Genomic DNA, 20,361 nt, shown 5'->3' on the forward strand with positions numbered 1-20,361 from the left:
GGGTGGGCGCCTGCCTGGGCCATGCGCACGCTGGCGGAGGGGGGCCAGTGGCATTGGCGACGGGCGCGGGCCTGTGTTAGGCCGCCCCTCCCCGTTGGCCTGCCCAGGAGACAGGAGAAGCGAATGGCCCGTCGCCACGTCCGAGTCGTCGGCGCGATGCTCGAGAACGAGGAGGGACGCTACCTCATCACCCAGCGTCCCCCCACCGCATCGCTGCCCCTGCTGTGGGAGTTCCCCGGCGGCCGCGTGGAGGAGGGCGAAAGCGACTCCTCGGCCCTCGCGCGGGAAATCCAGGAGGAGATGGGCGTGGCCGTGGAGGTGCTCGACCAGGTCATGCACACCCGCCACGAGTATCCCACCTATGACATCGACTTCCGGGTGTTCCGCTGCCAGCTGGCGGAGTCGGAGCACCACATCCGCCACCTGCGCGTGCATGACCACCGCTGGGTGACGTTGGAGGAGATGTCGCACTACCGCTTCCCCGACGCGGACGCGAAGACACTGGCGAAGCTGCTGGACCTGGACACCTGACGTGGCGCCCCGCTGGACCTGGGCCCTGCTGTTGAGCGTGGGGTGGGTCGCCTGCTCGCGTCCCAAGCCCGTTCCTTCCGAGGTCGCGGTCCAGGAGGACGCCGGCACCCAGGCTCCCGCCGTCGGTGTTCCCGGTTGCGTGGCCTACGGCGTCCCCCAGCAGGCGGGCGTGGTTCCGGACGAGTTGCCAGAGCTGTCCGGACTGGCCGCCAGCGTCCGCCACCCCGGCATGTTCTGGGCCCACAACGACTCCGGCAACGACTTCGAGGTGTTCGCCATCGACGAGGCGGGCCGGGTGCGGGCCCGGCTGAGGCTCACCGGCGCCGAGCCTCGGGATGTGGAGGACGTGGCGGTGGGGCCGTGCGCGCCGGGGGAGCCCCGCACGTGCGTGTTCCTGGCGGACATCGGCGACAACTTCGAGCTGCGGGAGCAGGTGCGACTGTTCCGGGTTCCAGAGCCGGAGACGCTCGGCGACGCCACCGTGCCGGTGGAGGTGCTGCCCTTCACCTATCCGGACGGCTCGCATGACGCGGAGGCGCTGGTGATGGACGCGCGCTCGGGGCGCCTGGTCGTCCTGACCAAGACGCGCCGCTCTCTGGGCGACGTCTTCGCGTTGGACGGCCTGTCACCCGGCACCGTCATCCAGGCGACGAAGCTGGGCACGCTGGAGGTCCCCGGGGGCGTGGATCGGCTCTCGACGGCCGCGTCGTTGCATCCCTCCGGCCAGCGCCTGTTGGTGCGCACCTACTCGCGGGTGTGGGAGCTGCGACAGTCGGGGGCGACGGATGTCGAGTCGCTGTTGAAGGGCGCTCTCGTCGAGGTGCCGGCCGGGAGCCAGGCCCAGGCGGAGGCGGTGGCCTATCTGCCGGACGGTCAGGGGTATTTCCTGGGCACGGAGTTCACAGGTCAACCCTTGTGGCGGGTGGGGTGTCGCTGATCTCGCGACTCCTGAGTCGGTACGTGGCGTGAAGCCGAGCCAGCGGGTTGACGGTCAGCCGGCGGTGAACATCTTTGCCCGGCTGAGTGTGACGCCATCCGGGCACGGGGCCCGAATGCGCGGGGAGGGGGAGGGCGAGCGTGCCGACGATGAAGCCACAGGAGCTCCCGCCGGGTATGGGCCCGCGGGGAAAGAAGTCCGAGAAGCCAGGGTCGCCGGGCAAGGGGTTCAAGTTCGGCTCACCGCTGGGCTACATCCTGCTGCTCGTCCTGGGCTTCCTACTCTTCCGGAACGTCTTCCAGGACGCGGGCGTCCGGCGGGTGAGCTACAGCCAGTTTCGCGACGCGGTGGAGTCCGGCAACTTCAGCCGGGTCCAGATTTCCAACGAGTGGGTGAAGGGTTTCCTCAAGGACACCGCGCAGCCGCCGCCGCCCGCGCAGGGTGAGCGCCCGCTGCGAGGCGAGCCCAGCGCGCTGCCGTGGATGGCGTACCGGGTCCAGGGTGACGAGTCGCTCGTCCCGCTGTTGGAGCAGAAGGGGGTCCAGTTCGAGGCCGTGCCTCAGTCGGGGCTGGGCGAAGCGCTGTGGATCTGGCTCCTGCCCCTGGGCCTGTTCTTCCTCTTCTGGAGCTTCATGATGCGGCGGGTGGCCGGAGGCATCGGTCAGGGCCCGCAGAGCGTCATGAGCTTCGGGAAGACACGCGCCAAGGTGCAGGCCGAGGCGGACACCGGCGTGGGCTTCAAGGACGTGGCCGGCGTGGACGAGGCGGTGGAGGAGCTGAAGGAGATTGTCGAGTTCCTCAAGACGCCGGAGAAGTTCCGCCGCCTGGGTGGGCGCATCCCCAAGGGCGTGTTGCTGGTGGGGCCTCCGGGCACGGGCAAGACGCTGCTGGCGCGAGCGGTGGCGGGTGAAGCGGGCGTGCCGTTCTTCAGCCTCTCCGGCTCGGAGTTCGTGGAGATGTTCGTGGGCGTGGGCGCGGCCCGCGTGCGTGACTTGTTCGCCCAGGCCACGGCCAAGGCGCCCTGCATCATCTTCATCGACGAGCTGGATGCCATCGGCAAGAGCCGCAACTCGGGCGTCGCGGGCGGTCATGACGAACGCGAGCAGACGCTCAACCAGTTGCTCGCGGAGATGGACGGGTTCGACAGCCGCGCGGGCCTCATCATCCTGGCGGCGACCAACCGCCCGGAGATCCTGGACAGCGCGCTGATGCGGCCGGGCCGGTTCGACCGGCAGGTGCTGGTGGACCGTCCGGACAAGCGCGGCCGGGAGATGGTGCTGGAGATTCACGCCCGCGGCGTGAAGCTGGGCCCGGACGTGGACCTGAGGACCATCGCCTCGCGCACGCCGGGTTTCGCCGGCGCGGACCTGGCCAACGTGGTGAACGAGGCGGCGCTGCTCGCGGCCCGACGCAACCGCGACGCGGTGATGCGGGCGGACTTCGAGGAGGCGATTGAGCGCGTCGTCGCGGGCCTGGAGAAGAAGAACCGCCGGATGAACGAGCGCGAGAAGGAGATTGTCGCGCACCACGAGGCGGGCCACGCGGTGGTGGGTTGGATGCTGCCGCACGCCGAGCGGGTGACGAAGGTCTCCATCATTCCACGGGGGCTCGCGGCGCTCGGCTACACGATGTCGCTGCCTTTGGAAGACCGTTACCTGATGTCGCTGGACGAGCTGCGCGACAAGATGGCGGGGATGATGGGCGGGCGCGCCTCGGAGGAGATCTTCATCGGAGAGATTTCCACGGGCGCCTCCAATGACATCCGTCAGGCCACGGAGGTCGCCCGGCTGATGGTGCGGGACTACGGCATGAGCACGCTGGGCCCCGTGGCCCTGAGCGCCGACCATGGCCCCAACTTCCTGCGCTCCGCGGGCATCCCCGAATCGCGCACGTACTCCGAGCAGACGGCGCGGATGATCGACGAGGAGGTCCGCAAGCTGGTGAGCGAGGCCCTGGACCGGGCCCGCGAGGTGCTCACCCATCACCGGGACAAGGTGGAGGCCCTGGCCGCGCGGCTGCTCGCCGTGGAGGTGGTGGAGGAGGACACGATGACGGGCATCCTCGGCCCCAAGGTGCTGGCCCAGCGAGGGCTCTTGCACCCCGAGGCCCGCCAGGTCATCTCCGCGCACCCGGTGAACACCAACGAGGAGGCTCCGCCTACGCAGCACGCGGAGAAGCCCCTGGACTCGTAACGGACGTCCGGGCGCCTGCCCTCCGGCCTGGCCCACGCCCCCCGCCACCGCACATTCCTGCGGTGTCCGGGGGGCGAAATTATCTTGAGACCTAAAGGAGGCGACGCCGTGGAGAACAGGATCGGCAAGAGCTATGTGGCCCGGAAGGCTCTCTTCGCGAAGGGGCTCAAGGAAGGGCGGCTCACGGTTCAGGAAATCGAGGAGGCACTGCCAGCCGGGACGTTGACGGCGGCGGAGCGCTGGCTCCTCTACTACTCGCTGCGGGCCGCTCAGGTGGAGATCATCGACGAGGTGACGGGGCAGATCGACCATGGGTTCATGGCCGAGACGCCCGCGCCCCAGGAGCACTAGCTCCCCTCGCGTTGACACGCCCTCGCGCGCGGTTAGGTTGCGGCCAGGAAAGCCTACCCGCGCACGAGCGCCTTCACACCTCGACTTCAGGTTCGACATGTCCGGCAATTCCCACACCGACGCATCCCAGGAAGCCCAGCACGCCAACGGCGGAGGTCCGCCGGGCCCAGACGCCGGGGAGGCCGCTGCCCGCTCCGAGGAAGCCGAGGCTCGGGCCCCCGCCGATGACGTCGTGTCCGAGGCCGCCGACGCGGAGAAGGAGCGCCTGCGCGCGGACCTGGAAGCCTCCCGCCGTCGAGTGGACGAACTGGCGCGCGCCTACCAGGCGGTGAACAAGGACCGCGAGGAGTTCAAGCAGCGGCTCACCCGCGAGCGCGAGCGGATGATGGACGTGGAGCGCGGCAACGTGGCCGTGTCGCTGCTGGAGGCCATCGACGAGCTGGACCGCGCCCTCTCCATGAGCGCGCAGGACTCCTCCGCGTTGGCCCAGGGGGTGCGGATGATCCGCGACTCGCTCCTGGCCAAGGCCCAGGGGATGGGCATCGAGCGCGTCACTGTCGTGGGGCAGCCGTATGACCCCAACGTGGCGGAAGCCACGGACATGGAAATCACCACCTCCCCGGACGAGGACCAGAAGGTGGTGGCGGAGTTCCGAGCGGCCTACCGGCTGAAGGACAGGGTCATCCGCCCCGCCCGGGTGAAGGTGGCCAAGTACGTGGCCCCCGCCCAGGCGTGACGGGCGGTTGCTCGAAAAACGCGGAAGACGGCGGCGGCGTGGGTTGTTCCCGCCGCTCGCCATGCGTCGCCGTATAAGCTGCCACTCCGTGTCTTCTCGACTGCTGTCCGTTCTGCTCGTCCTGGCGGTGACTCCTCTGACGGCGGGTGCCGAAGAGGAGGGTCCGGTGGGGCCCTGGCTCCAGGCGCGTGTGCGTGAGCACGCCGCCTGGTTCACCTATCAAGGCAATGGCGAGGGCCGTGCGGGCGCCATGGGGCTGTGGCGCGAGCGCCCGGCCGGTGAGCCGGGCCTTCCCAACTTCGTGCCACCCACGTCGCTGGCGCCGCTGATTCGCGCGGTGGAGGCGGGCGTCGTCAACATCACCACGGTGAGTCCCCGGGAGAGCGGGCTCGCGGGGATGAAGCGCTCCACGGGCTCGGGCTTCGTGCTGACGGCGGATGGGCTGGTCGTCACCAACAGCCACGTGGTGTCCGGGGCGAACAAGATCGCCGTGCGCCTGTCGGACGGCCGCGAGTTCTCCGCGGAGGTCGTCGGCCGGGATGCCTCCACGGACGTGGCCCTGCTGCGGCTGAGCGGCTCCGACATGGGGGATTTGCCGGCGCTGTTCCTGGGCGACTCGGACCGGCTGGAGGTGGGGGACTGGGTGGTGGCCATCGGCAACCCCTTCGGCCTGGACCACTCGGTGGCGCACGGCATGATTTCAGCCAAGGAGCGCGTGCTGGGCGTGGGCCAGTTCGACGACTTCATCCAGACGGACGCGCTCATCAACCCGGGCAACTCCGGCGGGCCGCTCTTCAACATGAAGGGCGAGGTGGTGGGGGTGAACACGGCCATCATCAGCCAGGGGCAGGGCATTGGCTTCGCGGTGCCCATCAACCTGGTGAAGGATTTGCTGCCCAACCTGCGGGAGAACGGGAAGCTGGAGCGCGGCTGGCTGGGCGTGGTCGTCAACGATGACCGGGAGAGCGGCGAGCGGCGCGCGCCCCTGGTGAAGGACGTCTTCCGAGGCAGTCCCGCTCACGCCGCGGGCATCCGCTCCGGCGACAGGTTGGTCGCGGTGAACGGGCGGACCATCGGCTCCTATCTCCAACTGCTTCGCAAGGTGGCGCTGCTGGCGCCGGGTTCGGAGGCGCGGCTGACGCTGTTGCGCCCGGGGGCGAAGCAAGAGGAGGTGACCGTGCGGCTGGTGGAGCGTCCCGCCCAGGAGGCCACGGAGGGACTGGTCCAACGCACGTCCAGCGACGAGGACCTGGGGCTGGCGCTGCGGGATTTGACGCCGGACGTGGCCGCGCCGCTGGGGCAGGAGGCCTGGGCGGGGGCGCTCGTGTCGGCGGTGACGCCGCGCAGCCCCGCGGACGAGGCGGGACTTCGCGTGGGCGACGTGGTGACGGAGGTCAACCGCAAGCGGGTGAAGGACGCGGCCGGGGTGCGCGCGGCGCTGTCCAGGGGCAGCTCCGGGGCGAGCATCCTGCTCCGGGTGAAGCGGGGCGACTCCCTCCAGTACGTGGCCATCGCCCGCTAGAGGGAGTCAGTCCGTGACGCGGGCCTAGCGGCTCGCGTTGGCGTCCTTGCCGTTGAGCCACAGGCCGAGCTGCGTGCCGGTGCGGCCCTCGGTGACGATGAGCCCCTCGATGCGGGCCGTCACGCCGTAGTTCTTCCCGCCGCCCTTCTTCGGCAGCGACCACACGCCCTGCGGCGTGAAGACGACCTGGGCGCGCACCCCGCGCATGGAGAACATGCGGGAGAAAATCTGTCCGTTCCACCCGTCCGGCAGCGTGCCGGTGACGGTGAGGTAGGGCAGCACGGGGTTGCCGTTGCCGTCCGACTTCTTCGGGGCGCCGTGAGTCATGGCGTAGCGGCCACCCGGGAAGAACGGGGTGATGTTGATGGTGTACTCGCCCGTCACCGGGGAGTACGGGCCCGGCGACAGCATGCTGGCGTCGTCCTCCACCACAATCATGTACAGCTGCTTGCCCTGGTACTTCTTGCGGAACGCCTCCGCCTGGGACTTGCACTGCGGGTCCACCAGCGCCCCTTCACACGCGCCAATGTACTTCTCCAGGAAGGCCCCCAGGCCGCCCAGGGGCTCGGACTCGTCGCGCAGCTTGGCGAAGCGCGCGTCCACGTCGGCCAGGGCCAGGGTGGGCAGGAGGAGGGCGGCGACGGCGACCAGAAGGCGGCTCAAGACGGAGAACTCCAGGGCTTTGGGGGGAGGGGAATGGTGCCATGTCCCGCGAAATCCCGGGGATGCCTTCTCGTAGGTGGGCAGGGGTGGATGTAGGTAAATAAATTGCCTACATATGGCTACCATGTAGGGTGTGCCTGTCACCACCTGTTGCCGGGAGGCACCCCCAGTGTTCGAGCGTCCGCAAGAGCGTCGTACTCACCTGCGCTTCGACAAGGTCTTCACCGTCTACCTCACCACCCAGGACGGGATGATGAGGGGCGTCGGTCGCAACATCAGCGCTCGCGGCATGTTCGTGGAAGTCCGGGACCAGGTGGGGCTTGGAGAAAAGCTCAAGGTCACCTTCGCCGGCGAGGACGGCACGGAGATGACGTGCCTGTGCGAGGTCCGCTACCAGGTGGCGCTGGCGTTTGGCCGCAAGGACGGGCGCGAGGGCAGCAGCCGCGGCGTGGGCCTGCGAATCGTGGCGTACGAGACGCACGACGACGCGCCCCTGCTCCTGGTGGACCGCGAGCGGGTGATGCACTGAGGTGACGCGTGGGGGCCCGGAAGGGCCCGGGTGGCCCGACGCTCCCGTGACAGGGGGCCACGACGGGGCGACCTCCGAGGCACCCACCACGCATGACAAGGGCACGGTCCTCGAGGAGAGGAGCCGTGCCCTTGGTGTTTCAGGGGGGCGGAAAGCGCGCCCGGATTACTGCGAGAAACCCTCGAGGAGGTAGTGGGCCTCGATGCGCTTGAGCGCGAGGATCATCGCGGCGCAGCGGGTGTCGACGGCCTCGCCGGCGCAGTAGCCGCGGCTGTCGTGCATGTCCGTCTTGCGCGGCTGGTTGCGGGAGATGTCGCGGATGATGCGGTAGTTGCGCTTCATCGCGCGCTCCAGGCGCTGGTCGACCTCGGCCTCGCTCCAGCGCTCCATGCGCTTGTTCTGGATCCACTCGTAGTAGCTCACCGTCACGCCGCCGGCGTTGGCGATGATGTCCGGGATGAGCTCGATGCCGCGCTTCTGGAGGACGCGGTCGGCTTCCGGGGTGGTGGGGCCGTTGGCGCCCTCGGCGATGAGCTTGACCTTGAGGCGCTCGGCGATTTCGGCGGTGATTTCACCACCCAGCGCGGCGGGCAGGAGGATGTCCGCCTGCACTTCCCAGAGGTCCTTCTTTTCAATCTTCTGGGCGCCGGGGAAGCCCAGCACGCTGCGCTTGAGGTTCTTCGGGTCCTGGACGTAGGCGGTGAGCGCCTGCACGTCGATGCCGTCCCCGTTGTAGATGGTGCCGTCGGAGTCATTGACGGCCAGGAGGCGCGCGCCCATGCCGCCCAGGATGATGGCGGCGTGGCTGCCCACGTTGCCGAAGCCCTGGAGGACGAACGTCTTGCCCTTCACGCTCTCGCCACGGTCGGCGTAGTAGTCCTCGATGCAGAACGCGACGCCCTGGCCGGTGGCCTTGCCGCGGCCCTCGGAGCCGCCGATGCGGACGTCCTTGCCGGTGACGATGCCGCGCAGGTTGTGGCGCTCGCGCTCACCGTCGGAGAACTGGCGGTACAGCAGGGCCATGATCTCCGGGTTGGTGCCCACGTCCGGGGCGGGGATGTCGATGTTCGGCCCGATGAGGCTCTTGAGCCGGTACATGAAGCGCAGGGTGATGGCCTCCAGCTCCTCGCGGCCGTACTCGCGCGGGTCAATCTGGATGCCGCCCTTGCCGCCGCCGAAGGGCACTTCCGCGATGGCCGTCTTCCAGGTCATCTCCGCGGCCAGGGCCTTGAAGAGGTCCAGGGACACCTCGCGGTGGTAGCGCAGGCCGCCCTTGTAGGGGCCACGGGCCTGGTTGTGCTGGACGCGGTAGGCCTTGAAGCGCTGGGACTCACCGGGAACCAGCTGGTAGACCTTGCCGTCCGGCAGGCGCAGGTGGCCCTGGCGGATGGCGACGTCGGAGCCCAGGAGGGCGCGGCCGTTGAGGATGATGCTGCCGTTGGCGAGCAGCTCCAGGCCTTCCTTGTTGCGCACCTGCGTCTCGGGCAGGTCGGCGAACGTCTTGGCCCGCTCGGGGATGAGGGGGACGAGGCGGTCCTTCAGCTTCGCCGTGACGTAGAAGATGTGCTCGTAGTCGGGCTCTTCCAGCTCCAGGCGGACGCGCTTGTCCAGCTTGATGAGGTCCGCCGCCCGATGGAAGATCTCCATCGCCTCGGTGTAGACGGTGCGCTTCGGCGTGGGCGCGGGAGCGCGCATGAAGTTCTCTTCGCTGGCCATGATGAAAGTGGCTCCTTGTGGTCCCAGCCACATGGGGCCGGGGACGCGGGGATAGCGGGGCCCTTATGCGCATATGCGACACAGGGGGTCAACCGCCGTGGCGCCCACCTCCCGTCCCGAAAAACGGAGCGATGACGGGTACTTATGGCAACGCGCTGTGTCACCGACGGCGGATGCACTGTGTCATCGTTGTCGCGGTGCCAGCGCCGTTCGTTGGTGTTCGAAGCAGGGTGTTCAGAATCAAAAAGAAGGGGCACATCATTTCTCCTTGCCCCACTTCGAACGCGATGGTACTCAGCGCGCCGCCTTCCGCCGACATAGCTCAGTGGTAGAGCAACTGATTCGTAATCAGTAGGTCCCCAGTTCAAGCCTGGGTGTCGGCTCCATGCAGTGAAAAGGGTCGGTTGCCGCGAGGCAGCCGGCCCTTTTGCTTTCGGGGTCATCCTCCCTTCCAGGGTGCCATCACCTCGCTATTTTCAGAGAAGATGAGGCCGTCCTTCTGGATGGCGCCGATGCACAGGAAGTCGCCGGAGTCGAAGCCGACGTTGAGGACTCGCTGGGTGGCGTTCCCGAGGAGCGTCGGACCCATGAGCCGTGCGAGATGCCGGACAGCGAGCGCGGCGTACGCCAGTGCCAGGGGATATTCGGCGTCGTTGCCGAGCCCGTCTTCGTGCCCGTAGGCGACTTGGTAGATGGAATCGAGGACGGTGGAGCCCGAGTCGGGCGTGCCCTTGCCCCACCGCTCCCGGAACAGCCAGTCGGGGTCGGTCGCGTCATACGGGGCCCCGATGAGATGGACGTCCGCTGTCACGCGCCCCCGCACCGTCGGGTTGAAGAGGCCGAACCAGAGGCCGGTGATGGGCGCTGGCGGTGGTGTGGTCCGCATGATGGTTTCGAGCCACTGCTGGAGCCGCCGGAGATCGCTCTCCACATCCAGGGTGCGTAGGGCAGACCAGTCCGGATGAGGGCGCGTTGTCCCGCAGAACTGGATGATGCGCAGGAGTCCTTCCGTGACGGAGAGCTCCGACTTCGCGACGCGCTCGATCTCATTGAAGAGCTTGACGGCATTGTAGGAGGTCATGGGGCGATTTTACTGGCGCTCCCTCGTTCAGGAGTCCAGTGGGCAGGAGAGCAGCGCGCCGGTGTGCCTCCACCACTCCGAAGGAGTTGGCGCCAGTGCCCAGGTGCCAACGTCTTGGAGAGGGAAATCAAGACAGATGCCGATGTGACAGGCGTTGAAAGTGTCAAGGCGCTGCTAACAGGGCGCGGTTCCAGGGTGTCTGTCCCGATTTTTATCACAATCAGATGGCAGGGAGGACTTGTGTGTGTTTGTGGTGAAGACGTTCGAGCGCGTGGCCGGAGCGCCCGAGTCGTTCTGACGGTTGATGATGAACTCCGAGGAGAGGGGCCCCTCGGAGCGCGGCGGAACTGACCGGCCCGTACTGCTGTTTCACGTGGTAGCGATTCACTCAGAAGCACGCGCCGCACTGTCGTGCGGTCTCTCCAGCCTCATAGCTGTCATACGGTGGGGAGTTTCTCGTGCAGATCAAATACCCAATGTTGACCGTCCAGGTACATCCAGGCTCACAGTACCAAAGGACGCTGGGTGTGTAGCCAGCCGCGCAGGCCGCTATCGCCTGTTCGGTCTGATGGAGGCTTTCCTCTTCAGGGCCGACACCACATCCCAGGCAAAGCGTCCCAACCATCATGAGTGCTCCGCCAATGAGGGCCTTCGCTGTCATGCATTACCTCGGATGCTCTGTGCGAGATTGCACGGACTCATATGGCACGCCATTGAACGGCGCCGCGATGTCTGGAATGTGGAAAGTGTTCTGCGATAGACGGTTCCAAATGCATGAGACGGAGAGAGGCTGTCTCGGGGCTGATGCAGGCACTGATGGAGATCGCTGACGGGGCCTGGGCTGTGCGCCACCATGCTGGTGGACGCGCCAGGCATTCTGGGTCGGTTGCCGCGAGGCGGTCGGCCCTCTTGGATTTCGAGGTTTCGCTCGTGGCTCGGCTGCGCGCGGGTGTGTCCTCGCCGAGCGTCGGCTGATAGGAACGTCCCATGAACCACGGTCCTCCCCGCCGGGTCGCCATCGTCGCGGCCCTCCGTACTCCCTTCGCCCGCAGCAACACCGCGTACGCACGCCTCTCCAACAAGGACATGCTGACGGACGTCCTGCGCGGTCTCGTCGAGCGCACGGGCCTGGGCGGCGTCCGGCTGGGGGAGGTGGTCGGCGGCGCGGTGATGAAGCACTCGCGCGACTGGAACCTGGTGCGGGAGTGCACGCTGTCCAGCGGGCTGGACGCCGCCACGCCCGCCTATGACGTACAGCAGGCGTGCGGCACCGGCCTGGAGGCCTGCATCCTCGTGGCGAACAAGATCGCCCTCGGGCAGATCGACGCGGGCATCGCCTGCGGCACCGACACCACGTCGGACGCGCCGGTGGCCGTGAGTCGCCGGATGCAGCGCGCGCTGATGGCCATCAATGGCGCGAAGACGCAGGGAGCGAAGCTCGCGGCGGCCCTGAAGTTGCTCGACCCGCGCGCGTTCGTGCCGGAGATTCCCGTCAACGCCGAGCCTCGCACGGGCCTGTCCATGGGCCAGCATGCCCAGCGCACGGCCGACCGGTACGGCATCACCCGCGAGGCCCAGGACGCCCTCGCGCTGGCGAGCCACCAGCACCTCGCGCGGGCCTACGACGCGGGCTTCTTCTCCGACCTGGTGATGCAGTACCAGGGCCTCGCGCGCGACAACAATCTGCGGCCGGACACCACCCTGGAGAAGATGGCGAAGCTGCCGGGCGCCTTCGACCGCGAGAAGGGCACCATCACCGCGGCCAACTCCTCCCCGTTGACCGATGGCGCCTCGGCAGTGTTGCTCGCCAGTGAGGAGTGGGCGCGTGCGCGCGGACTGCCCGTGCTCGCGTATCTGTCGGCGGGCGAGGTGGCCGCGGTGGACTTCGTCGACGAGCGCGAGGGGCTTTTGATGGGCGGCGCTTACGCCGTCCCCCGCATGCTCCAGAAGCGCGGGCTCGCGCTGGGGGACTTCGACTTCTACGAGATTCACGAGGCCTTCGCCTCCGTGGTGCTCTGCACGCTGGCTGCCTGGGAGTCGGACGCCTTCTGTCGCGAGCGACTCGGGCTTCCGGGGGCCTTGGGGGCCATCGAGCGTGACCGGCTCAACGTGAAGGGCAGTTCCATCGCGGCCGGACATCCCTTCGCCGCCACGGGCGGTCGCATCGTGGGTACGCTGGCCAAGGCATTGTCCGAGGCGGGCTCCGGCAAGAAGGGCCTCATCTCCATCTGCGCGGCGGGCGGTCAGGCCGTCACCGCCATCCTCGAAACCTAGGGAGCGACGACCTCATGGCCGACAAGCTGATGACGCTGGCGAACAACCCCGTGACGGGAGGGCTCGTGAGGGCGCTGGGGCTGCCGACCCCGCCTCCGCTGGCACGGGCCAAGGAAGGCTGGGTAGCGCAGCCCTTCGTGGACCGTGTGGTGTTGCTGGGTGCGGCGCCCGGTGGCTTCGCGACGGAGGCTGCCCGGAGCGCGCTCTCGGGCGGGGGCGCGCGCGTTCTGGACGTGTTGCCGGAGCAGGAGGGCCGAGGTGTGGATGTGGCGCTCTTCGACGCCACGGGGCTCTCCACCCCGGCTGACTTGCGCTCCCTCTACGACTTCTTCCACGCGACGGTGCCACGACTGGCGCGCAACTCGCGTGTGCTGGTGCTCGTGGGGCTTCCCGAGGAGGCCCCGGGGCCCGCGGCGGCCGCCGTGGCGCGTGGTGCCGAGGGATTTGTGCGCAGCCTGGGCAAGGAAGTGGGACGGCGCGGTGCCACGGCCAACCTCGCTTACGTCGCGCGGGGTGCCGAAGACCGGCTCGCTGGGCCCGTGCGCTTCTTCTGCGGCGTGCAGGCCACCTATGTCTCCGGACAGGCGGCCCGAGTGACGTCCTCCGTGCGCCCCGTGGTTTCGGCGCCCATGATGGCCGCGCTGAAAGGGAAGGTGGCGTTGGTCACCGGGGCCGCGCGAGGCATCGGCGCGGCCACGGCCGAGCGCCTCGCGCAGGAGGGGGCTCGTGTGGTGCTCCTGGATGTGCCCGCGCTCCAGGATGCCCTGGATGCCACAGCCGCCCGTGTGGGCGGAGAGGCCCTGGCGCTCGACATCACGGCCCCCGATGCGCCCGCACGCCTCGTGGCGGAGCTGCAAGGGCGCCACGGCGGCGTGGACGTGGTCGTGCACAACGCGGGAATCACCCGTGACCGCACGATCGCCAAGATGACGCCCGAGGCGTGGGACCAGGTGCTGTCCGTCAACCTCGCCGCCATCATCGCCGCCGACGAAGCGCTGCTCGCCTCCGGTGCGCTGCGGGATGAAGGGCGCCTTGTGTACCTCTCCTCCATCAGTGGCGTGTCGGGCAACTTCGGGCAGACGAACTACGCGGCGACGAAGGCGGCTCTCATCGGCTACGTGGCGGCGCTCGCGCCGACGCTCGCGCCACGTGGCATCTGCGCCAACGCGGTGGCTCCGGGCTTCATCGAGACGGCCATGGTGGCGAAGATGCCTCTCATGACGCGCGAGGTGGGCCGCCGGCTCAACTCCCTGTCACAGGGCGGCCAGCCGCGCGACGTGGCGGAACTCATCGCCTTCTTCGCCAGTCCCGGGGCATACGGGGTGACGGGCAACACCTTGCGTGTCTGTGGGCAGGGCCTCGTCGGCGCCTGAGTGACTCGGGCGCGCTTCTCGCCGGGCGCGCCGGTCATGGAGGGCGAACACCTGGGGCGACACGTCGCTCCAGATGCCTCCCTGGTCTGATGAGCGCCCGACGACGCAAGTCACTTCGCCATCGGTATGTCTCGCTCGTGTTGCCTTGCTCTGAATGCAAGACGGACACGGAAGGGGCGCCACCCGTCGCGCGGTCTTGCCCCGGGGTTTGCTCTGTTCATTCCCGATGTGACGAGCCCAGTCCGTGGGCCACCTTCCGGAACGCATCGCGCGCTTCCGGCGTGAAGGTCGCGCCCACGAACACATGGAATGCGCCGGGGTACTCGTACAGCCGGATGCTTCCGCCCACGGCCTCCACTTTCCCGCGGAGCTCGCGGGCGTCCAGGATGAACAAGTCATCGGTGCCCTGGAACACGTCGATGGGCGGCAATCCGCGCAGGTCGCCGTGAATCGGGCTGAGGGTGGGAATCGAGAGGTCATCGCCCCCCGCCCACCACTGCCCCGCCTCCAGCAGGCGCGCGGTGCTCAGCATGACGTCGCGTGGCTCGATGGCGGGGATGCCCGGGTTCGTCATGGCGAGATCCAACCAGGGCGAGAACAGGATGAGTCGTCCCGGGAGTGGCAGGCCGAGGTCTCGGAAATGAAACGTCTGCCCGAGTGCCAGTCCACCGCCCGCGGAGTCCCCGCACAGTGCCACCTGTGTCGCGGGGGTCGTGGCGAGGACCTGCCGATACACCTCGGTGAGAAAGGGATAGGCGTCGCGATGCGTGAATTCGGGCGCCAGCGGATAGATGGGGACGGTGACGCTCGCACCGGTGTGACGGATGAGTGACTCGATGATGCGCCAGTGCGGGAGGATGAACTCGTTCACATACGCGCCGCCGTGCGCGTAGATGAGGTGCCATCCGCTGGCACGCTGGCGTGGCGTCAAATTGAACACCGCGCGTCCGGCGACCTTTCGTTCCTCCACTTTCGTGAGTGCGTGCAGTGCGCGCGGTAGCGCAGGAATGGTGGGATACGTGCGCGTCTTCGCGGTCCGCCGGAAGGCCTCGGGGTCCGAGCGGTACTTCTTTCGGAGGCCCAACCAGAACTTCGCGGCGCTCATCCTGAGACTGCTCATGCGACTCCTGAATCCCAGGATGGAATCGCCGAGCTTCGCGTCGTCACGTTCCATCCTCGGATGCGGAGAGTCTACGTCAAGATCGACGGACTCCGCGCAACTGACGGGAGGCCCAGCACATCTCTGGCCCTCAGTGATGAGGTGACGAAGACGGCGAGGACGCCGTGAGTCCGCACGCCCGGTTGGCGGGAACGGCCACGTCGAGCTTCTTCGGCTTGGGCAGGTCGAGGTGCTCCATGATGCGGATGAACTCCTCCCTGCTTTTCCCCGCCACGCGGGGGTTGTGCCGCTTCTCCTCGGCGATGCTCGTCACCGTGCGGCCCTTGTAGTCGTGGGCGGGGTAGACGAGCGTCGTGTCCGGGAGCCCGAAGAGGACCCGCGTGACGCTGTCGTAGAGCTGGCTTGCGTCCCCGTTCTGGAAGTCGGTGCGCCCGTTGCCGCGCACCAGCAGGGCATCCCCGGTGAAGACACGGTCCCCCAGGAAGTAGCTGACACTGTCGTCCGTGTGGCCCGGTGTCGCGAGCACCTGGAAGTCGAGCGCGCCTATCCGCAGGTGGTCCCCGTGGCGGACCTGGACGTCCGCGCAGGCGGCGCCTCCCACGCCACCCACCACCGTGCACCGCGTTCGCGTCCTCAAGACGCCAGAAGCCGTGACGTGGTCGGCATGCACGTGGGTGTCGAAGACGTGCGTCAGCGTGAGGTCCAGCTCTCGCACCAACTGGAGATCCCGGTCGACCTGCTCCATCACCGCGTCGATGAGGACCGCCTGACCCGTCGACTCATCTCCGAGGAGATAGGTGTAGGTCGAGGACTCGGAATCGAAGAGCTGGCGGAAGATCATGTCGAAGCCTCGTGTCCCTGTGGCTCGAGGGGAACGGACTCAATCCCCTCAGCCTCAGAGTGCGACTCGCGGGGGCAGGACAGGACACTCGAGGGACAAGGGGCCCCGCTCCCTGCTCACGGGGGGCTTGCCGCCGGTGTCCCCGCATGCAAGCTCACCCTGTCTTCCATCGAAGGTGCGCTGGCGCACCTGCCTGCCCCCGGAGCCTCACCATGAAGCCCACTCTCGTCATCGCGACCGTGCTCGCGAGCCTTCTCCTCGGTGCTTGTGCCAGCCAGCAGCGGCCGGTCCGGGACGAGGCCCACCGCTGGGTCGACGCGGGCGCCACCCTGGTGGATGTCCGCACCCCGGAGGAGTTCGCCGCCGGTCATCTGCCCGGTGCGGTGAACATCCCTGTGGACGACCTGTCCCAGCGACTCCAGGAGCTCGGCCCGCCCGAGAATCCCCTGGTCATCTACTGCCGCAGCGGTGGACGCAGCGCTCGCGCCGAGAAGCTGCTGAAGGAGCAGGGCTTCCAGCAGGTCCTCAACCTCGGCCCCATGTCGACGTGGGAGTGACCGGGCTTCACAGGCTCCGGCGCAGCGGCCCCGGAACCTCCTTCGTGCGGTCGCGGATGACGCGGTTCTTCGCGTCCACGAACACCACGGTGGGCGTCCACCTCGCCACCTCGGCCTCCTCCACTTCCGCGAAGGTGGCCAGGATGACCAGGTCTCCTGGCTGATTCAGGTGCGCGGCCGCGCCGTTGATGCAGATGACACCGCTGCCGCGCGCTCCACTCAACGTATAGGTCTCCAGCCGTGTGCCGCGCGTCACGTTCCACACGGCGACCTTCTCGTAGGGGACGATGTCCGCGGCCTCCAGCAACGCCGCGTCGATGGTGACCGAGCCCTCATAGTCGAGGTCGGCCTGAGTGACGGTGGCGCGATGAATCTTGGACTTGAACAGGATGCGTCGCATGGGAGCCCCGCGAACTCATGGAGTGGTGTGTTGAAAGCCGCTCACGCCGGAGAGGGACGCCAGCGCCCTCGCCGTGTGCATGTAGTCTTCTTCCTGGGCCGGTAACTCCAGGACCAGGTGGTCGATGCCCTGCTCGAGCAGGTGTCGCAGCATGCCGAGGATTCGCTCCCTGCCTCCGACGAGCAGGGGGCAGTCCGCCTGGAAGCGACTGAAGGGCTCGAGCCAGTAGCCCTCGACGCCCTTCACCTTGTCGTCCGCCAGGCGCAGCATCCGCCCCTTCCAGACGGCATCCGTGTTCTGCGCGGAGAAGCGCTGCATGCGCTCTCCCCGTGCATCGGCTGGATAGAGCTCCCGGGCCGCGCGCCAGGCGTCCTCGTCCGTGTCACGGCAAATCAGGCCGAGATGAACGCCCCGAAAGCCGGTGGGCAACACAGCCAGATTGGGTTGGAGCATTCCCAGCCCACACGCCCGCAGTCGGCTGGCCGTCTCGCTGGCCCCGGTGGACTGCCCCGCCACGAAGAGGCCGGGACGCAGATGGGGAGGCAAGGGTGGACGGAGCAGCAGGTTGGCGACCCCGTAGAAGTCACCGCCAAAGGAATACGGCGTCGTCCCGGAGCAGAGCCCGACGACGACCTCCGCGAACTCGCGGACCCGCTGATATCGCTCGTCGTGGCTCAATTCCTCATCGAGCGCCTCGAGGTCCCTGAGTGACGTCCCCGCGACCAGGTTGAGATAACACCGTCGATGGTAGAGCGTCGCGATGGCCGAGATGAACCGCGCCACGGTGAAGGGGTGCATGTAGATGGGATTGACCGCCACCAGGGGGCTCAGCTTCGGATGCGCGCGGACCAGCTCCTGCGCGAGGAACCAGGGCTCCACCGTCACGTCGTTGCCCGTATAGATGAGCGTGCCGGTGAAGCCCGCATGCTCCGTGAGCTCGAAGGTGCGCTTCGCCTGTCCATGGAAGGCTCCGAGCTCCGCGCTGCGAGGGCAGGTCGTGAAGACTTTGATCGGCATCGAAATTCCTATCCGATGGATGGCGTTGTGGCACTGTGTCCGACTGCGAATGACACGGTCAACGAGGGGACGGATGAAGAAGGCGGACACGCAACGCAAGGTCGTCCGTCTGGGATTCGTGGCGGACCAGGTTCATGACTTGATGGGAGAGCGACCCAGACGTCTGGAGACGTTGCAGCAAGGACTGCGGGCCCGGGTGCTTCGCTGTCATCTGCGCGGAGGCCGGAGTGTCATCGTCAAGGCGTCCACGGAAGTGACGCGGACGGGGCGCCGGGAATGGGAGGCGTTGCGCTTCCTGTCCGCCCGCGCGCCGTCCCTCGCGCCCCGCCTGCTCGGGCGCTCGAAAGACAGACGTCTGGTCATCATGGAGGACCTGAAGGGGGAGACGTTGGCGCGTCTGCTCGAAAGGGAGAGCGAGTCGGGAGCGCGCAAGCCGCTCGTGAGCATCGCGGAGCGTCTGGGGCATTTCCATGGCCAGCAGGTGACGCGACTCGATGCGCTCCCGCGCTCGCTCCGGGGCGAATACCTTCAGCAGGCGAAGGACTGTGTGTCCCTGCAGGGACGGGTGCTGGGCCTGCTGGAGCGCGCCGGGGTGAAGCCCTCGCCGGGGTTCGATGGGGCCTGGCAGGAACTGGTGGAGCGCATGGGCTCTCCGGGGGCCTTCCTGACGGTGACACACGGCGACCTCGCTCCCTCGAATGTCCTGCTCACCCCGGCGGGCCCACGTCTGCTGGACTTCGAGTACACCGGCGCCCGCAGCGCGCTCTACGACGTGATGTTCTGGGAGTTCGTGGTGCCTTTTCCCCGCACCCTGGCCCGCGCGATGACCCGGGCCTACCGGACCGCCCTGGGGGCAGTCCTGCCCGAAGCCCGCGACGAGGCCCGCTTCCGCCAGGAGTTGGCGACGCTGAAGACCCATCGCTTCTACTGGTGGCTGACGTTTCGCCTGGCGGAAGCGCTGGCGGGCGCGGATGCCCACTGGGTCCCCGGGTGGCGCCTTCGGCCCGCCTATCTGTTCTATCTTCAGAATTTCCTCACCACCTCTCGGAGCCTCGGTGTGGAGGGGCCCCTGACACGGACCGCTCGGGCGCTGGCGACCCGGTTGCGTGAACAATGGGTGGACCGCGCGGGTTACCCAGACCACTTCCTGCCTGCCCCCTCGCTCCAGGGCCGGCGAGGCTGACCTCGCGTCAGTTCGTCCTTCCCTTGATGGGCACCGACACGGAGAAGGTCGGCCCATCAATCACGACGCAGTGGAACCACCCCACGGGATTGAGCAGGACTTCTCCCGGAGCCAGCTCCACCTCCAGCCGCCGGGCCCGCTTGAACTTCGTATGGACTTCCAGCCGGGGCTTCAGCGGCTCCACCCAGCAGTTCTGGAAGGAATTGTAAGCTGTCACTGGATAGAGATTGTCGCGCTCCAGAGGTGAGTACATGAGCACCCGCTTGCGCCCGAGCAATTGGATGAGCAGCCCATTGACGGGGTCCCTGTGGAGGCCGGTGACGGCCTGACTGCTGTCGGAGGCCCCCGCCCAGAGCTGAGGGGCGCCGAGCGGCAGCGCGCCGTTCTGGGCGAAGGCCAGACGGAAGGCGCCGAGGAACGCGGGCGGCAGCATGCACCCCTCGCTGTACGTGGGGCCGCCTGCCTGGCGTGCGAGCACGTGGCCCATGAACTCTGAGAGGGGCAGGGCCCGGCCCAGGGACTGGGGCTCGATATGGATGCCGCTGACCTGCTGGGCCAGGGCCTCCCAGCTGCCAGGAAGACAGTGGTCCAGCAGTCCCGTGGCGACCAGCGGGCGGCTGGCGTCCACGGCGGCCCGTATCACTGCCACCGAGGGACGATGCACACGCTCGATGGAGGTCACGGCCGGGTGACGGCCCGCGCGTTGCTCGGCGGCTTCATAGACAGCCTTCACCTCGGGGGAAGGACGCAGCAATGCCTGTCCCATCCGCGTGACAAGCAAGGGGTTTCCCTCATAACGAATACCACCGTGGATGCGGCGATCTCTCAGGTCGATGGACCGGGCTTCCTTGATCAACAGGTTGGCAATCTCATCCGGAACCCAGACAGTGGCATCCGCGGGCCGAGGTGAGTCCTCCCGCACCTCGATGCCATGCGGTCCCAGATGCAGTTGCAGTCGATGCCCCGACGCCTCATCCCCGATGATGATCTGACACACCTCCCCGTTGCCCGGGTAACCGGTCAGTCCCCAGGACAGCTCCCGGGCGAGGTCTCTGCTCAGTTGCTCGGCGGGACGTGGCTCTGCGGTCATCATGGTGCGCTCCCTGCGCTGCACTCCATAACGATAACGCTGACGACGGTGGCGCGGGTTCCGGGGAAATAGAGACGTCTTCGCGTATACCTTGGAATTTTAGAAAAACAAGAGCAGTCATCTACTGGCAGTGAGGGGGTTGTGATATGTGCACGGCCGCCAGATGTTGGAAGCCGTTGGCGTGGCGTCGGGGTGGGAACGTCTGTTCATACGTACTTCCCCGGGGTGAGTGGTGTCTGTCTTCAAGC

At 67.8% G+C, this 20,361-nt stretch carries 19 protein-coding genes and 1 tRNA gene; 12 read left to right on the forward strand and 8 right to left on the reverse strand.

Going from position 1 to position 20,361, the window contains the following annotated elements; all coding sequences use genetic code 11:
* Window positions 1–123 precede the first annotated feature (123 nt).
* The 6 genes from FJV41_RS15200 (at window position 124) to FJV41_RS15225 (ending at window position 6,269) form a co-directional block, all read left to right on the forward strand.
* The gene (locus FJV41_RS15200) at window positions 124–531 is read left to right on the forward strand and encodes a (deoxy)nucleoside triphosphate pyrophosphohydrolase (RefSeq protein WP_141643200.1); all 408 of its coding nucleotides are present in this window, start codon (window positions 124–126) and stop codon (window positions 529–531) included.
* Window position 532: 1 nt separating this feature from the next.
* The gene (locus FJV41_RS15205; RefSeq protein ID WP_181790658.1) at window positions 533–1,468 is read left to right on the forward strand and encodes a hypothetical protein; all 936 of its coding nucleotides are present in this window, start codon (window positions 533–535) and stop codon (window positions 1,466–1,468) included.
* Window positions 1,469–1,644: 176 nt separating this feature from the next.
* Window positions 1,645–3,660, forward strand: coding sequence for an ATP-dependent zinc metalloprotease FtsH (ftsH, locus tag FJV41_RS15210; RefSeq protein WP_141643201.1), 2,016 nt, complete (start codon window positions 1,645–1,647; stop codon window positions 3,658–3,660).
* 108 nt (window positions 3,661–3,768) lie between these two features.
* Window positions 3,769–4,011 (forward strand): RNA polymerase sigma factor region1.1 domain-containing protein, encoded by a 243-nt coding sequence (locus tag FJV41_RS15215; RefSeq protein WP_141643202.1) that lies wholly within the window; start codon window positions 3,769–3,771, stop codon window positions 4,009–4,011.
* A 97-nt stretch (window positions 4,012–4,108) separates the two neighbouring features.
* Entirely contained in the window at window positions 4,109–4,747 is a 639-nt protein-coding gene (locus FJV41_RS15220) for a nucleotide exchange factor GrpE (protein ID WP_141643203.1), read from the forward strand.
* A 61-nt stretch (window positions 4,748–4,808) separates the two neighbouring features.
* Window positions 4,809–6,269 carry a trypsin-like peptidase domain-containing protein gene (locus FJV41_RS15225; protein ID WP_174462475.1) on the forward strand — a complete coding sequence of 487 codons (1,461 nt, stop codon included), beginning with the start codon at window positions 4,809–4,811 and terminating at the stop codon, window positions 6,267–6,269.
* A gap of 24 nt (window positions 6,270–6,293) precedes the next feature.
* On the opposite strand, the gene FJV41_RS15230 is transcribed toward FJV41_RS15225, so the two are convergent.
* Window positions 6,294–6,932 (reverse strand): DUF6066 family protein, encoded by a 639-nt coding sequence (locus FJV41_RS15230; RefSeq protein ID WP_141643205.1) that lies wholly within the window; start codon window positions 6,930–6,932, stop codon window positions 6,294–6,296.
* Window positions 6,933–7,101: 169 nt separating this feature from the next.
* On the opposite strand from FJV41_RS15230, the gene FJV41_RS15235 reads away from it, so the two are divergent.
* Entirely contained in the window at window positions 7,102–7,461 is a 360-nt protein-coding gene (locus tag FJV41_RS15235; RefSeq protein ID WP_141643206.1) for a PilZ domain-containing protein, read from the forward strand.
* A 165-nt stretch (window positions 7,462–7,626) separates the two neighbouring features.
* Here FJV41_RS15235 and FJV41_RS15240 read toward each other — a convergent pair whose 3' ends face one another.
* The gene (locus FJV41_RS15240) at window positions 7,627–9,177 is read right to left on the reverse strand and encodes a Glu/Leu/Phe/Val family dehydrogenase (protein ID WP_141643207.1); all 1,551 of its coding nucleotides are present in this window, start codon (window positions 9,175–9,177) and stop codon (window positions 7,627–7,629) included.
* Window positions 9,178–9,488: 311 nt separating this feature from the next.
* Here FJV41_RS15240 and FJV41_RS15245 point away from each other — a divergent pair.
* A tRNA-Thr gene (locus FJV41_RS15245) sits at window positions 9,489–9,563 on the forward strand.
* A 53-nt stretch (window positions 9,564–9,616) separates the two neighbouring features.
* Here the strand turns inward: FJV41_RS15245 and FJV41_RS15250 are convergent.
* Window positions 9,617–10,258, reverse strand: a complete 642-nt coding sequence (locus FJV41_RS15250; RefSeq protein ID WP_141643208.1) for a hypothetical protein — start codon at window positions 10,256–10,258, stop codon at window positions 9,617–9,619.
* Between the two features lie 987 nt (window positions 10,259–11,245).
* Between FJV41_RS15250 and FJV41_RS15255 the strand changes: the two genes are divergently transcribed.
* Window positions 11,246–12,532: an acetyl-CoA C-acetyltransferase gene (locus FJV41_RS15255; protein WP_141643209.1), complete on the forward strand. Its 1,287-nt coding sequence runs from the start codon at window positions 11,246–11,248 to the stop codon at window positions 12,530–12,532.
* 14 nt (window positions 12,533–12,546) lie between these two features.
* Window positions 12,547–13,905 carry a 3-oxoacyl-ACP reductase gene (locus FJV41_RS15260; protein ID WP_141643210.1) on the forward strand — a complete coding sequence of 453 codons (1,359 nt, stop codon included), beginning with the start codon at window positions 12,547–12,549 and terminating at the stop codon, window positions 13,903–13,905.
* Between the two features lie 217 nt (window positions 13,906–14,122).
* On the opposite strand, the gene FJV41_RS15265 is transcribed toward FJV41_RS15260, so the two are convergent.
* Both FJV41_RS15265 and FJV41_RS15270 read right to left on the reverse strand, forming a co-directional pair.
* Window positions 14,123–15,025 carry an alpha/beta hydrolase gene (locus tag FJV41_RS15265; protein ID WP_181790660.1) on the reverse strand — a complete coding sequence of 301 codons (903 nt, stop codon included), beginning with the start codon at window positions 15,023–15,025 and terminating at the stop codon, window positions 14,123–14,125.
* Window positions 15,026–15,155: 130 nt separating this feature from the next.
* Window positions 15,156–15,866, reverse strand: a complete 711-nt coding sequence (locus FJV41_RS15270; protein ID WP_141643212.1) for an MBL fold metallo-hydrolase — start codon at window positions 15,864–15,866, stop codon at window positions 15,156–15,158.
* A gap of 212 nt (window positions 15,867–16,078) precedes the next feature.
* On the opposite strand from FJV41_RS15270, the gene FJV41_RS15275 reads away from it, so the two are divergent.
* Window positions 16,079–16,423 carry a rhodanese-like domain-containing protein gene (locus FJV41_RS15275; protein WP_141643213.1) on the forward strand — a complete coding sequence of 115 codons (345 nt, stop codon included), beginning with the start codon at window positions 16,079–16,081 and terminating at the stop codon, window positions 16,421–16,423.
* A gap of 7 nt (window positions 16,424–16,430) precedes the next feature.
* On the opposite strand, the gene panD is transcribed toward FJV41_RS15275, so the two are convergent.
* Window positions 16,431–16,823: an aspartate 1-decarboxylase gene (panD, locus tag FJV41_RS15280; protein ID WP_141643214.1), complete on the reverse strand. Its 393-nt coding sequence runs from the start codon at window positions 16,821–16,823 to the stop codon at window positions 16,431–16,433.
* A 15-nt stretch (window positions 16,824–16,838) separates the two neighbouring features.
* Entirely contained in the window at window positions 16,839–17,840 is a 1,002-nt protein-coding gene (locus tag FJV41_RS15285) for an LLM class flavin-dependent oxidoreductase (protein WP_141643215.1), read from the reverse strand.
* 73 nt (window positions 17,841–17,913) lie between these two features.
* Here FJV41_RS15285 and FJV41_RS15290 point away from each other — a divergent pair, with 73 nt between their 5' ends.
* Window positions 17,914–19,023, forward strand: a complete 1,110-nt coding sequence (locus tag FJV41_RS15290) for a phosphotransferase family protein (RefSeq protein WP_181790662.1) — start codon at window positions 17,914–17,916, stop codon at window positions 19,021–19,023.
* A gap of 7 nt (window positions 19,024–19,030) precedes the next feature.
* Here FJV41_RS15290 and FJV41_RS15295 read toward each other — a convergent pair whose 3' ends face one another.
* Window positions 19,031–20,116 carry a cupin-like domain-containing protein gene (locus FJV41_RS15295; RefSeq protein ID WP_141643217.1) on the reverse strand — a complete coding sequence of 362 codons (1,086 nt, stop codon included), beginning with the start codon at window positions 20,114–20,116 and terminating at the stop codon, window positions 19,031–19,033.
* Window positions 20,117–20,361: the final 245 nt, after the last annotated feature.

Source organism: Myxococcus llanfairpwllgwyngyllgogerychwyrndrobwllllantysiliogogogochensis (assembly GCF_006636215.1).
GTDB lineage: Bacteria > Myxococcota > Myxococcia > Myxococcales > Myxococcaceae > Myxococcus > Myxococcus llanfairpwllgwyngyllgogerychwyrndrobwllllantysiliogogogochensis.

Excerpts from the sequence above, each read along its gene's own strand:
- FJV41_RS15255 (WP_141643209.1), top strand. The coding sequence starts at position 11,246 with ATGAACCACGGTCCTCCCCGCCGGGTCGCCATCGTCGCGGCCCTCCGT.
- FJV41_RS15290 (WP_181790662.1), top strand. The coding sequence starts at position 17,914 with ATGAAGAAGGCGGACACGCAACGCAAGGTCGTCCGTCTGGGATTCGTG.
- FJV41_RS15225 (WP_174462475.1), top strand. The coding sequence starts at position 4,809 with ATGCGTCGCCGTATAAGCTGCCACTCCGTGTCTTCTCGACTGCTGTCC.
- FJV41_RS15265 (WP_181790660.1), bottom strand. The coding sequence starts at position 15,025 with ATGAGCAGTCTCAGGATGAGCGCCGCGAAGTTCTGGTTGGGCCTCCGA.
- FJV41_RS15220 (WP_141643203.1), top strand. The coding sequence starts at position 4,109 with ATGTCCGGCAATTCCCACACCGACGCATCCCAGGAAGCCCAGCACGCC.
- FJV41_RS15260 (WP_141643210.1), top strand. The coding sequence starts at position 12,547 with ATGGCCGACAAGCTGATGACGCTGGCGAACAACCCCGTGACGGGAGGG.
- FJV41_RS15275 (WP_141643213.1), top strand. The coding sequence starts at position 16,079 with ATGAAGCCCACTCTCGTCATCGCGACCGTGCTCGCGAGCCTTCTCCTC.
- FJV41_RS15285 (WP_141643215.1), bottom strand. The coding sequence starts at position 17,840 with ATGCCGATCAAAGTCTTCACGACCTGCCCTCGCAGCGCGGAGCTCGGA.
- FJV41_RS15200 (WP_141643200.1), top strand. The coding sequence starts at position 124 with ATGGCCCGTCGCCACGTCCGAGTCGTCGGCGCGATGCTCGAGAACGAG.
- FJV41_RS15295 (WP_141643217.1), bottom strand. The coding sequence starts at position 20,116 with ATGATGACCGCAGAGCCACGTCCCGCCGAGCAACTGAGCAGAGACCTC.
- FJV41_RS15240 (WP_141643207.1), bottom strand. The coding sequence starts at position 9,177 with ATGGCCAGCGAAGAGAACTTCATGCGCGCTCCCGCGCCCACGCCGAAG.
- FJV41_RS15270 (WP_141643212.1), bottom strand. The coding sequence starts at position 15,866 with ATGATCTTCCGCCAGCTCTTCGATTCCGAGTCCTCGACCTACACCTAT.
- FJV41_RS15250 (WP_141643208.1), bottom strand. The coding sequence starts at position 10,258 with ATGACCTCCTACAATGCCGTCAAGCTCTTCAATGAGATCGAGCGCGTC.
- ftsH (WP_141643201.1), top strand. The coding sequence starts at position 1,645 with ATGGGCCCGCGGGGAAAGAAGTCCGAGAAGCCAGGGTCGCCGGGCAAG.
- panD (WP_141643214.1), bottom strand. The coding sequence starts at position 16,823 with ATGCGACGCATCCTGTTCAAGTCCAAGATTCATCGCGCCACCGTCACT.